A 12,159-nucleotide genomic window follows, 5' to 3' on the forward strand; every position below is an offset into this window, starting at 1 on the left:
AGAGAAATATAACATTTACTTTACAATTTATTACAGTTTGGGATAAGCTATAGTTAAGATGTAATAATAAACGCAAAGAAGGAGATTTTATACCATGAATAAACAAATATACTATGCTTCACCACTTTTTTCAAGTATGGAATTAAAATACAATGCTTATTTAGTCGCAAAACTCCGTCAACTTTACCCCTCTGAAACTTTTTACGTGCCTCAAGAACAAGGGGATATTAATGACAAAAGCAATTACGCTGATGCAAAAACCATTGCTAAATACGATACTGATGCATTGTTAGCTAGTAAGTTAATGATCGCTGTCCTTGACGGGCCTGTGATTGATGTTGGGGTTGCTTCGGAAATTGGCGTCGCTTATCAAGCAGGCATTCCCGTTCTTGGTTTATTTTCTGATAGCCGCCAACAAGGAGCAGATTCACCAGAAAAACTAGCAGCTTTGCAAGAAGTTGCAGAATCTCAATTCCCTTACGCTAACCTTTATACGATTGGTCTCGTTAAACTAAACGGCCAAGTCATAAGTACCGAAGAACAATGGTTAACTACGATTAAAGACTATTTATAAGCTATATTAGACCATACCTTCGTGAAATTATTCAAATAAAAAAGCAGCAGTGACCTTAGTCACTGCTGCTTTTTTATTTAATTAAACAGTTTTTTTCGACAATTCTTCCATTACTTTTGCAACAATTTCACTGACTGGCGCCATAGCACCAATTCCCACATCACCACAAGCTAGCAGTTCGCTAATTGGTTTAATTTCTTCGTAACCATAACGAGTCATTTTCGCCATATTATCTTGAGTAACTGGTTGCTCATACATTTTCGTATTCATGGCTGGGGCGAATAGGCGAGGAATCGTTGTTGGTGTCGCCATACAGACAGTTGACAACATATCATCGGCAATGCCGTTAGCAATTTTACCAATCATATTAGCCGTTGTTGGAGCAATTAATAGTAAATCACTATTTTGAGCTAAGAAAATATGATTAATTCTTTCAACAGAAGGCTCTGTCATAATATCAATATGCACTGGATTTCCTGATAAAATTTGCATTGTTAAAGGCGTGATGAATTCCGTGCTATGTTTGGTCATAATCACATGAACATCGACTCCCTCTTTAACTAAATCACTTACTAATTGAGCTGCTTTATAAGCAGCGATACTGGCACTAACACCTAATACGACTCGTTTCATTTTGACTTTCTTCCTCTCACTGTTTGCTCAACTATTCCCTGAGCAATGGCTTGTTTTGTCTTATATGTTTCATAATTTCCGGTAGTATCTACTAAATGACCAATATGTTGATCACCACTAATTTGTTGTTTGTCATTTGCTAAGACGTAATCACATTGATTTTTAACCATCAGTTTTTTCGCTACTGTTAATAAATCAGCGGTTTCCACCCCTACTAATAACTTAAAGCCCACTAAGATTGTTTCAGGTTGTAACTCTTTGATATGATTAATGACTTTCGGCGTTTTTTGCAATTGAAAATACATCGTTTCTATATCCGAACTAATTTTTTGATTGCCCTGATCGATTGGTGTAAAACTTCCTTGTAAGTTAGTTTTTAGCGTAGCTGTTGTTCCGTCGCTCCTAAGCAACTCATTAATCACGGCTTCTTCACTTGCTGTCCCAGTTAAATAATAATCGCTGACTGCCATACTATGGACGACTACGTCATACGTTTCTTTTGTTAAGCAGTCCGTTACCGCTTCTAATAAATCTCCTACCGAAGCTATTTCGATTAACTTGATAGCTGGGTTGGCAGGTTTTAAACTCGTCTTCCCGTGAATAAAGGTCACCGAAACTGCCGGATTTCCCGCATATTCTTCTGCAATCAAACTGCCTAACCGTCCCGTTGAAAAATTAGTAATGCCACGAACGTCATCGATTCTTTCAACTGTTCCACCAGCCGTTATAAGTATGCGCATATCGTCATTCCTATCTCTTTTCATTTAGAATTTTCAATTCACTCATCCAAGGTTAATTTTAGTCCAGTTTTAGTTAAATTAACAGTACTTTGCTTAAAGCTAGTAAAAAGTTAAGGTTTTAAAAAAACTTCTACTTAAAGCCAGCTTGAGAATTGGCTTTAAATAGAAGTAAAAGATCTTAATTAATGACTTTTTTTAGGGCCTCTAAATTTTTCCGCATAATCGAGAGGTAGGTTTCGCCAGCTTCTCGGTCAGACTGAGACACATTTTCCAATGGTGATAATACCGCTAGTTCAGCACCGGTACTATCAGCCACCGTTTTAGCAATTTTTTCCGAGGCTTGATCTTCTGTAAAGATAACTTTGACATCATTTTCTTTAACGAAAGTTTCCATGTCAGCTAATTCTTTAGCAGTTGGTTCTAATTCAGTTGACACCCCAGAAATCCCCCGTTGTTCTAAATCATAGCGATTAGCCAGATAAGCAAAGGCTGTGTGTTGGGTAATAAACAAACGATTTTCAGCCTCTTTAAAGGCTGTTGCAAATTCTTCATCTAATGCCTTCAATTCACTGTTGTAAGCTGCTTGATTTTTCTCAAACTGATCTTTGTTCGCTGGATAGGCATCACTTAACTTTTCTGTAATCGTGGCAACTTTTTGTTGCGCTAAGACAGGATCTAACCAAGTATGGGGATCAAATTCATGACTGTGTGTGTGGCCATGATGAGCTTCTTCCTCATGATCATCAACTACCAATTGCACTGGCGTGATTTCGCCAGTGACCTGCCCTTGACTATCGACTACTTGCAAGCCAATTTCTAAGGTTTTCGTAATCGTTAGTTCTAACGTTTCTGAAGTTTCACCTTCAATTGGTACAAACTGATCGTCTGCTTCTTTAATTAACCATTGGATTTTTTCAAACTCAAGGTCTGCTAAGCCATGAGCTTCAAGAAGGACTTTGTCCCCAGAATGATAGTGGTCTTTAATCCCATGGAGGTGTAACCCCGAATGGTCATGATCATGATGATGGTCGTGATCGTCATGATCGTGCTCACTTTCCTCGCCCTCATGGTCATGGTCATGAGCGTGGTCATCTTCTGCACCTGCTAGTAGGGTTAGCCCTTCACTAGCTTCAATCACCGTTACTTGACTTGTATCAATCGCTTCTAACACACTAGGCACCCAGGCTTCCATATCATCTCCATGGTAGACAAACACATCCGCTTCTTGAATTCTAGCAATGTCTTGGGCGCTAGGTTCAAAATCATGAGGATCGATATTGCCATCTACTAATAAACTAACCTCACCTTCACTGCCAACGACTTGGCGGGTAAATTCATAGACTGGGAAAAAGGTTGTAATGACTTTTAACCCTTCTTGACTCTCTTCAGTCGTTGTTTTCCGACCACAACTGGCTAAAACCATAACTAAACCAAAGACCACTAACAACTTTATTACCATTTTTTTATTTTTCATTTTTTCGCTCCATTTTTTTAGTTATTTATGTTACCAACTGGCTTTTTTGACCCCCGGTAATTGACCTTTGTGGGCTAATTCGCGAAATCTAATACGTGACATTTTAAACTTACTTAAATATCCCCTTGGCCGGCCATCAATTAGGTCCCGACTCTTATGGTGACTTGGTCGTGAGTCTTTCGGTAACTTTCGCAAGCCTTCAACATCACCTTTTATTTTTAATGCAACTCGTTGTTCACGATATTTTTCAATCATTATCCGTTGCTTTTCAGCTTTCGCTATTTTTGCTTTCCTTGCCATCTTCTGCTCCTTTACGACTTGACATCACTAACAGTAATCGTTAATATAAAACAACAAAGCGTAATCGTTCCGTTTTGTCTTTTTAGTATAAACTGAATCTTTCAGTTTAGCAACAGTTATTTTATTTAATTTGAAGGAGGTCCAACAATGGTTGAAAAAATCGATTTAGCTAGTGCTCATCGCCGGTTAAAAAGTCCCAATATCAAAACTCGCAAACGGGCATTAAAAATTATTAAAGAGTATCAAGCCAAAAAAAGAAGTCTGCATTTCTTAAAAATGGCAAAGTAATTTCTAATTAATACGGCTCTTGCTTGAGTCGGAGCCTTTTTACATCTCTTCAAAAATAAAAATCCCGCTACTTAAGTTGGCTTCTGGGCCTAGCTAAGTAGCGGGGTTTAAGTTTTATTTTGACTCTTTCGGGCGGCTTGTTAACTTAACAGCCATTAGCCAGCCAGTCATGGGAATAATCAAGGTGACTCCCATGCCGCTGAATAAAATACTAGCAAGTTCCCCTGCCATAACTTTTGAATTTAAAATCATCGTTACACTATAATTCAAGTCTTTCACCCAAATGAGTAAGGCTAAGCTACTGCCTAAAAAAGCAAAAAAGAGCGTATTCGTGGTCGTTCCTAAAATATCCCGACCGACTCGCATACCTGATAAGAACAATTCTTTTTGACTGATCTTGGGGTCATAATGATAGACTTCGTTCATTCCCGATGCAATCGACATGGCTGTGTCATTAATCGCACCAATCGTGCTCATGACAATCATACAACTACTAATTGTCACAAAATCAATTCCGACTTTTAGTGAGTACATATCCATTTCAAACAGCTCATCTTCGCCAAGGCCTTGAACTTTTAATTTATTTACGACATAAAAAATTAACAATAAAACTATGACTAAAGTCAAGATTGTCGCGATAAAGGCGACGATAGTTTTACTATTCATTTGATTAATGAAGAACAAATTAACAGAACTAATTGCTAGAGAAGCGATTAAAGTAATGACTAAGGGGGGAAAACCATTAGTAATAAATAAAACAGTGATAAACATCAAGCCTAAGTTCAAAAAGAGGGAGACAAAGGAAATCGTCCCACGCTCTTCGCCTACCCAACGCATGGCTAGAAATAAAATGACTGTTAAGACGACTAACACGCTCATGCTGGTTTCCTCCTAAACTTCAGTAAGGCAACTACCGTATAAATGGTTAGGGGAATCGTTAAAACAATTCCTAAACTACCAACTAAGGCACGACCAAACTCTAAAGATAAAACCATGGAAAAGGTATAATTAAAAGACATTCTATTCTTTAGTAACACAATAATTAAAGGCAAAGCGCCACTAATATATGAAAAGAGCAGGACATTTGCCATTAGCCCCATCAAGTCTTTACCAATGATTTTCCCTGAATGAATTAATTCTTGACTAGTAATATCTGGTTTTTTCAACGTCAGTTCATGTAACGATGAGGCAATCGTCATCGCTACGTCCATAACAGCTCCTAAACAACCGACTAATAAGCTGGCTAAAAAAATATCAACCGGTGAACGGGTAATAAAGCCCATCTCTTCATAGCGAAGGCCCCGATGATTTAAAAGGGTAATCACTAACCATCCCACGCTAAATGACAGATACGTCCCTAACAAGGTAGCAATGATTGCTCCCCCAGTTTTTTGATTAAAGCCACTGACTAAGACTAGGGAGACAATGACAAATAAGGGGATTCCCAATATAAAAAACAGCAATAATTTGGTGCTATTACTTTTAATAAAGAGATCGATTAAACTAGACAAGAAGAGCCCGTTGACGACTAAACTAATCAGTGAAAAGAAGCCACTTTTTTGACCAACAATGAGTAATAATAAGATAAAAAGACAGGCTAAGAAAGCCAAGGACTCATCTCGTTTCACCCCATTAATCCCACCAGTTAGCTGGCCCTCTTCCATCTTAACATCAAGAAAGACCTTATCTTTAAACTGATAGCGTTGATCATTAACTCCTGAATACGTATAACTATTCGGCAAAGTCAAAGTTTCGCCTTGAAATTCGCCATTTTTAAGTTCAAATGTCACTTGTTGCTGATACTCACGGTCGCGATTTTGCCATTCGTCTTCGCTGTCCCGACTATCCCCTTGACTAACTTGTGTAACAACGCCGATTGTTTCTTGATAACTTTCGTAATTTTTAGTCCTAAAATAAATTGGCGACAGCACGAGGATAACGAGACACCAACACCCAAGTATTTTAAGTCCCTGCCACTGTTTGTTTTGTTGCAATTTCTGACCACCTATTTCCATTTTTTGTCCTGTGGTCATTATATAATCAAATTTTTTTCTAAGTCAATCAATAGCCCCAAGAAAGCCTTTTTATGATATAATTAAGCCACGTATATTGTCACTAAAATTACTTTGAAAGGTGGAGACATCAATGACTTTATTAAGTGAATTCAAACATTTTAGACAACGTAAACTAACCATGCGAACAGAAAAACTGCGGCGGAAAAACGACCAACTTCGGCAAAAAGGCAAAGACCCTCTTAAAGGTTGGAGTACAATGGTCAACACCGGTTTAGGCGGTTTAAACAATGTGACAGGTCCAGGTAAAGGGGCCATCGATATCACAGGTAACAATAATGAAAATTACAATATTTATTCTGAAACCCAAAAAGAGTTAGGGGCAGCTTTAAGCCAAAAAAAGACAAATGATTAATGCCACAAAAAAGGAAGCAACCAAATGACTGGCTGCTTCCTTTTTTATTTATATTTCGACTTCTGTTAAACTACCATCATTAATCCGCACAACTCGATCACAATAAGTTAAGAGGCGTTCATCATGGGTTACCATGACGATACCTTTGTTTTTGTCTTTTGCTTCTCGGGCCAATAATTCAACAACTTCAAAGGCCCGCTCAGTATCAAGGCTAGCCGTTGGTTCATCAGCTAAAATAATCGCCGGCTCATGGTACAAGGCACAGGCAATTGCCACTCGTTGCTTTTCTCCACCTGATAAATCGCGAGGGTACTTATGTTGTAACTCAGCAATGTCTAATGTTTCTAACAAGCCTTGACGTTTTTCCACGTCTTTTTTGCTTTTATCGACTTTTTCAATTAATTTAAATTGATCTAAGACCGTTAAAAAGGGGACTAAGTTAGCACTTTGTAAAATGAAGCCAACGTCTTTAAAACGCATAGCTAAACGCTCTTTTTTATTTAAGTTAGCAATATTTTTATTGCCGATTTTAACTTCCCCAGTAGTCGGATCTTGTAAGCCAGCTGCGATTGTTAGGAAGGTACTTTTCCCTGAACCAGAAGGCCCAATAACAGCGACTAATTCACCGGCACTCACTGTAAAAGATAAGTCATGCAAAACAACGACTTGGTTATCATCTGTACCAAAACTTTTATTAATATGATTTAATTCTAAGACTTTTGACATGTTCTATCCTCCTATGGCAATTAATGGGTCAACTTTGGCAATCGTTTTAATTGAGAAAGCCCCGCCGATCATCGCTGATGCAATTAGCGCCAAACTAAAACTAACTAATCGGGTGTAATTTGTGGCATAAGGCATTGAATCTGGTAAAAACAAGACTGTCAGACCAGTTAAAGCTAACCCTAAACCAACACCAATTACCGCTAAGACGGCTGTTTGTAATAAGACTGCTTTACCTAAATAAGCAGTTGGGACCCCTTGAACTTTCAAGACACCGAACATGGCAGTTTTTTGTAATGTCATCACGAAAATGAAAATCCCGATAATAAAGGCTGCAATAACAATCAAGAAATAAATCATGCCATCTAAAGTTAGATTTTGAGCACTGTAACCTGGTAATTTTTCAATAAAATCAGGTATTGCAATGGCTTGGGCACTATCATTTTTGACCGTCACCTTTTGATCCCCTTTAGTTTTAAGAATAAAACCATTCACCATCTCTGGCATACCAGGAGTATCACCGTACTTCATTGCTCGCCATGTCTCCATTGAGGTGTAAACAACCGGGACGATATTAAAACTATTTTCTTTAATCCAACCAACGATTTCTAAATCTTCTTCGTATTTACCAGCTGCTAAGCGGTCTCCTAGTTTAAAGCCTTGATTTTTCAGACTTTCGGAGGCGACAATTTGATTTTTGCCATTGAATGACTTGCCTTCAATGACTTCTGGCATAATAAAATCCGTTTTCTCAACACCAAACATACTAATATTAACTAATTCTTCTGTTTCTTGGGATTTTTCACGAATTGCTAAGGATAATTGACCAATCGGTGCCACATCTGCTCCTTCAATCTCCTCACCAACGCCAATTTCTAATACTGAGGCATTTAAATTACTATTAGCTTCTTCGGCTAAAACAATTTGATCGGCTTGCCATTGATCAACTGCTAGACGATTTCCTTGAGCTAGTCCATTAGCCAAGCCTGATAAAATAAAAATCAGCCAAGCTACCAGAATCATCACTAAAATCACGAGGACATAGCGACTTTTCGAATATTTAATTTCATTAAATCCTAAAAACACGGGTCATCAACTCTTTCTTTATCAATATTCAACAATATACCACTTATCAGTTGATAAGTGAAGGATAATGCTTATCGACTGATAAGTGGCATTTAAGAAAAAAAATAACCTTCTCAGGTTATTTTTAGACTTTATTGATTTGAAATACCGTAAAGCATCATTTGAATAAAACTATCAATATCTTTTTGTTTCGTCGTCTTTTGATAAGTATTTTGAATACTTAAAATAGCACTAACATTGTACAATACAAACCGAGCCCCATCAGCGACACTAACTCCTGGACGAAGTTTAGCTGCATTAGCTGGCTCTTGAAAGACTGCCATAAAACTATCGACATAGGTTTTTTTAAACATCACGTATAAGTTGGCATGGGTTTGATCAGCCATTTCAACAAACATATCATTTAACATTAAAAATAAGTTTGTTGGGTGTTTTTCCAATAAAACGTTAACCATTTTTGTTAATTTAACTTCAATATCTAGTGGTTCATTAATAATTTCAAATAGATCGATTTGAACTTTATTCGTCAATTCTTCGATGACGGCAATATAAAGTTCTTTTTTATTTTTAAAATGATGGTAAAGATTTGGTTGGGTGATGTGGCATTTTTCAGCAATTTCACGTGTTGACGTGTTTTTAAAGCCTTTTTCCATAAATAAGTCTGATGCTACTTCTAAAATCCCACTTCTGGTTTTTTCTAATTCAATTTTTCGTGAATTTGGCTTACTCATTTACCCCTCCCCTTTCTTCCATCTTATTCTAGCACAAGTTGTCATAATTTGGGATAGTTTATAACTATGGTATTATTTTAACAAGGCTCTTGCTAAAAACTAGGCACGGCAGCTAAAGTTCTATCGTATGATAAGTCAGTTTTAACTGATAATCATTATCAAGCATGTTATACTTTAAAATGGCGTTTCTTTCACACAAAGTTAACTCATTAATAGTTTTTAGCTGTCTTCATTTGTGAAAAATCACGCAATTTAAATGTTAAGGAGTGTCATCTATGGGTAAAACATTAAAGATTCAAGATATGATTACAACTGGCGTTTACACAGCCATTTATTTTTTATTAGTCGGCGTAGCAACTTTCATTAGTGCCTTCCTTTTACCAGGCTTTTCCGTTATTCTTTTACCTGGTTTTTCAGCTCTAATTACTGGTGCTGTCTACTTATTATTAATCAAAAAAACTAAAAAATTTGGGGCAATTACGAGTATGGGAATTGTCATGGGACTCTTCTTCTTGTTAGTCGGCCATTTCGCCTTAACTTTTATTCCTCATTTAGTCAGTGCCATTCTCGCTGATTTAGTCGCTAAAAAAGGCAACTACCTTAGCCAGAAATGGAATCGATTGAGCTTTATTGTCTTTTCTTACGGTGTCACCGGTCCAATTCTACCTCTGTGGTTTTTTAAAAACAGCTATACTGCTAGTCTTGTCAATCGAGGCAAAGATGCCGCTTATATTGCGAAAACTTTCGCTAATATTACTTGGAGTACCTTTTTCATCTGTATCATCTTTGTCACAATCTGTGGTTGGATTGGCGGAATAATTGGCCAAAAAACCCTTGAAAAACATTTCTAAATTTCAGAAAGGCGGGCTCAAATGTCCTTCCCATTTCACTTAAATACCCAAACAAAACTCGGCTTATTAGCCTTTGCCAACGTCATGGTCTTTTTTCACTTGCCCTTTAAAGGAGAAGTTATTAGTGTCAGCTTTTTATTATTAACTATTTTCCTGAATGGCTCTTACAAGCGTGGTTTGGCTTATACTTTGATTTATTTAAGTTGTTTGGCCTTAGATTATTTACTCGCCCACCAAGACATTGGCTTTTTATTCCAAATGGTTTCTTTTTACGCTATTACCTTTCGTCGTCTATTGCCGATCTTTATGATGGGCGGCTTTTTTATGGCAACAACGAAAGTCTCGACTTTAATTTACACTTTAAGAAAATGGCATCTACCTGAGTTTGTAGTCATTCCTTTAAGTGTCCTCTTTCGCTTTTTTCCAACTTTAAAAAGTGACTACCGTCATATTCGTGAAGCGATGAAACTGCGGGGGATTGCAGTTAACAGTTTTGACATGTTAAAGCACCCTCTCCAAACCTTAGAATATATTTTAGTTCCCTTATTAATGTCGGCTTCAATCACAGCTGTGGATCTTAGTGCCGCCTCTTTAACTCGGGGGATCACAAATCCAGGGAAACACACAACTTTAGCGAATGATCATTTACAGCTCTTTGACTACTTAATTTTACTAGCGGCTGTCTTAATCACTGTTGGAAGGAGCATGATTTAAAATGGTACTTTCATTAACAAATACCCAAGTGACTTTTGATACTATTACTGGCTTAACTGATATTAACTTAAAGGTGGCTCCTGGTGAATGCCTCGTCTTATGTGGCAAAAGTGGCTGTGGTAAAACGACTTTGACCCGCTTAATTAACGGCTTGATTCCAGAACTCTTTGAAGGGGAATTAGCTGGTGATATTACAGTGGCTAACATGGACACGCAAACAACACCGATTCATGAACTATCGGCTATCGTCGGCTCGGTCTTTCAAAACCCTAAAACCCAATTTTTCACCATGGATGTTGAAAGTGAATTAGCTTTTGCCTGTGAAAATCTTGGTTTACCTCGAGAAGAAATGTTAAGCCGACTTCAGGAAGTGGCTGCTCTTTTTGAAATCGAGCACTTATTACAACGACAAATGTTTGATTTATCTGGGGGTGAAAAACAACTAGTTGCCTTTGCTTCGGCTTATATGATTCAACCGAAACTGTTAGTCCTTGATGAACCTTCCAGCAATCTTGACTTTACAGCGATTGAAAAAATCAAACGCATTTTATTAAAAGTTAAGACACTTGGTTGTACGATCATTATTGCTGAACACCGTTTGTATTACTTACAAGAACTAGCTGATCGCTTCCTTCTTTTAGTAGCTGGCGAAATAGTCCACGCTTATGAAACTTCAGAATTTCTAGCTTTAAGTGTCAGTCAAAGAGAAGCCTTTGGTTTACGGAGTTTAGATTTAGCTCAGCTCCCCCAAAAGGAACTTACTACTGAAGAACTAGGGAAATTACCTACCTTGAACATTTCTGACTTAGCTGTTCGTTACCCTAAAGCTAAAACAGACACTTTAACAATTCCTTCCGCGACTTTTCTAGGGGGGCAAGTCATTGGCATTGTCGGTCATAACGGTGCCGGTAAAACGACTTTCGCTAAAGCTTTAACTGGGTTGTTAAAACATCGCCAAGGTCAAATTAGCCGAAACGGTCGGCCTTTAACGGTTAAGGAACAAATTAATTTGAGCTACTTAGTCATGCAAGATGTTAACTATCAGTTGTTTTGCGAAACAGTTCGCAAAGAATTACTTTTAAAAGCTGGCAAACCAGAACTGTTTGAAGAAGTCATTGAGGTTTTTCAACTTCGAGATTTACTCGACCGGCACCCGATGTCATTATCTGGTGGCCAAAAACAACGGGTAGCGATTGCGACAGCTCTACTCTCTGGTAAAGAACTCATTATCCTCGATGAACCGACAAGTGGCTTAGATCACTATCATATGACTCAAGTCAGTCAGATGATCGCTTATCTCCAAAGTCTCAAAGTCTTCGTCTTAATTATTAGTCACGATGTTGAATTTATTCAACAAACTTGTAGTCATCTCTTTCAGTTAGACCATGGTGTCAGTGGTGAATTACAACGACTAAAGACTGACGAACGCGACGTTTACACTTACTTCAAAGATAATTTTAAATAAAAAACAGGGACTGCGACATTAAACTGTAAACTGTACCCTATAGAATGGACACGAAATAAAAAGCGTGCCTTCTGTAGGGTATTTTTGTATGATAAATAGAAAAGGAAGTGACACAAATGGGAATTAATAAGTTTACACCGCAAGAGGTGACAG

General features: G+C 37.6%; 15 protein-coding genes. 6 read left to right on the top strand and 9 right to left on the bottom strand.

Features of this window, described 5'->3' with window-relative positions; translation table 11 throughout:
- Positions 1 to 94 precede the first annotated feature (94 nt).
- Entirely contained in the window at positions 95 to 574 is a 480-nt protein-coding gene (locus CBF35_RS14105) for a nucleoside 2-deoxyribosyltransferase (protein WP_126782363.1), read from the top strand.
- 81 nt (positions 575 to 655) lie between these two features.
- On the opposite strand, the gene CBF35_RS14110 is transcribed toward CBF35_RS14105, so the two are convergent.
- The 4 genes from CBF35_RS14110 to rpsN all read right to left on the bottom strand — a co-directional run bounded on the left by CBF35_RS14110 (position 656) and on the right by rpsN (position 3,721).
- Entirely contained in the window at positions 656 to 1,207 is a 552-nt protein-coding gene (locus CBF35_RS14110) for a flavoprotein (protein WP_126782366.1), read from the bottom strand.
- Positions 1,204 to 1,947, bottom strand: coding sequence for a phosphopantothenoylcysteine decarboxylase domain-containing protein (locus tag CBF35_RS14115; protein ID WP_170174815.1), 744 nt, complete (start codon positions 1,945 to 1,947; stop codon positions 1,204 to 1,206). The genes CBF35_RS14110 and CBF35_RS14115 overlap by 4 nt, the downstream gene beginning before the upstream one ends.
- A gap of 178 nt (positions 1,948 to 2,125) precedes the next feature.
- Complete coding sequence (locus CBF35_RS14120; protein WP_126782370.1) at positions 2,126 to 3,421, bottom strand: metal ABC transporter solute-binding protein, Zn/Mn family; 1,296 nt, start codon at positions 3,419 to 3,421, stop codon at positions 2,126 to 2,128.
- Between the two features lie 30 nt (positions 3,422 to 3,451).
- Positions 3,452 to 3,721 carry a 30S ribosomal protein S14 gene (rpsN, locus tag CBF35_RS14125; protein WP_126782372.1) on the bottom strand — a complete coding sequence of 90 codons (270 nt, stop codon included), beginning with the start codon at positions 3,719 to 3,721 and terminating at the stop codon, positions 3,452 to 3,454.
- A 147-nt stretch (positions 3,722 to 3,868) separates the two neighbouring features.
- Here rpsN and CBF35_RS14930 point away from each other — a divergent pair, with 147 nt between their 5' ends.
- A complete protein-coding gene (locus CBF35_RS14930; protein WP_170174816.1) occupies positions 3,869 to 4,009 on the top strand; it encodes a putative metal homeostasis protein in 141 nt (46 codons plus the stop codon).
- Positions 4,010 to 4,123: 114 nt separating this feature from the next.
- Here CBF35_RS14930 and CBF35_RS14130 read toward each other — a convergent pair whose 3' ends face one another.
- A complete protein-coding gene (locus CBF35_RS14130) occupies positions 4,124 to 4,888 on the bottom strand; it encodes a YibE/F family protein (protein WP_126782374.1) in 765 nt (254 codons plus the stop codon).
- Complete coding sequence (locus CBF35_RS14135; RefSeq protein ID WP_170174817.1) at positions 4,885 to 6,003, bottom strand: YibE/F family protein; 1,119 nt, start codon at positions 6,001 to 6,003, stop codon at positions 4,885 to 4,887. Before CBF35_RS14135 ends, CBF35_RS14130 begins: the two co-directional genes overlap by 4 nt.
- Before the next feature lie 151 nt (positions 6,004 to 6,154).
- On the opposite strand from CBF35_RS14135, the gene CBF35_RS14140 reads away from it, so the two are divergent.
- Positions 6,155 to 6,436 carry a hypothetical protein gene (locus tag CBF35_RS14140; RefSeq protein ID WP_244922610.1) on the top strand — a complete coding sequence of 94 codons (282 nt, stop codon included), beginning with the start codon at positions 6,155 to 6,157 and terminating at the stop codon, positions 6,434 to 6,436.
- Between the two features lie 48 nt (positions 6,437 to 6,484).
- Here CBF35_RS14140 and CBF35_RS14935 read toward each other — a convergent pair whose 3' ends face one another.
- The 3 genes from CBF35_RS14935 to CBF35_RS14150 form a co-directional block, all read right to left on the bottom strand.
- A complete protein-coding gene (locus tag CBF35_RS14935) occupies positions 6,485 to 7,162 on the bottom strand; it encodes an ABC transporter ATP-binding protein (RefSeq protein ID WP_170174818.1) in 678 nt (225 codons plus the stop codon).
- Positions 7,163 to 7,165: 3 nt separating this feature from the next.
- Positions 7,166 to 8,245: an FtsX-like permease family protein gene (locus CBF35_RS14940; protein ID WP_170174819.1), complete on the bottom strand. Its 1,080-nt coding sequence runs from the start codon at positions 8,243 to 8,245 to the stop codon at positions 7,166 to 7,168.
- Positions 8,246 to 8,376: 131 nt separating this feature from the next.
- Positions 8,377 to 8,976 carry a TetR/AcrR family transcriptional regulator gene (locus CBF35_RS14150; RefSeq protein ID WP_126782378.1) on the bottom strand — a complete coding sequence of 200 codons (600 nt, stop codon included), beginning with the start codon at positions 8,974 to 8,976 and terminating at the stop codon, positions 8,377 to 8,379.
- A 275-nt stretch (positions 8,977 to 9,251) separates the two neighbouring features.
- Between CBF35_RS14150 and CBF35_RS14155 the strand changes: the two genes are divergently transcribed.
- The 3 genes from CBF35_RS14155 to CBF35_RS14165 are packed head-to-tail and all read left to right on the top strand — an operon-like array spanning position 9,252 to position 12,006.
- Positions 9,252 to 9,827, top strand: a complete 576-nt coding sequence (locus CBF35_RS14155; protein ID WP_126782380.1) for an MptD family putative ECF transporter S component — start codon at positions 9,252 to 9,254, stop codon at positions 9,825 to 9,827.
- 21 nt (positions 9,828 to 9,848) lie between these two features.
- Positions 9,849 to 10,541: an energy-coupling factor transporter transmembrane component T gene (locus CBF35_RS14160; protein ID WP_126782382.1), complete on the top strand. Its 693-nt coding sequence runs from the start codon at positions 9,849 to 9,851 to the stop codon at positions 10,539 to 10,541.
- A 1-nt stretch (position 10,542) separates the two neighbouring features.
- Positions 10,543 to 12,006: an ABC transporter ATP-binding protein gene (locus tag CBF35_RS14165; RefSeq protein ID WP_126782384.1), complete on the top strand. Its 1,464-nt coding sequence runs from the start codon at positions 10,543 to 10,545 to the stop codon at positions 12,004 to 12,006.
- Positions 12,007 to 12,159: the final 153 nt, after the last annotated feature.

Source organism: Vagococcus salmoninarum (assembly GCF_003987495.1).
Taxonomy (GTDB): Bacteria; Bacillota; Bacilli; order Lactobacillales; family Vagococcaceae; genus Vagococcus_D; species Vagococcus_D salmoninarum.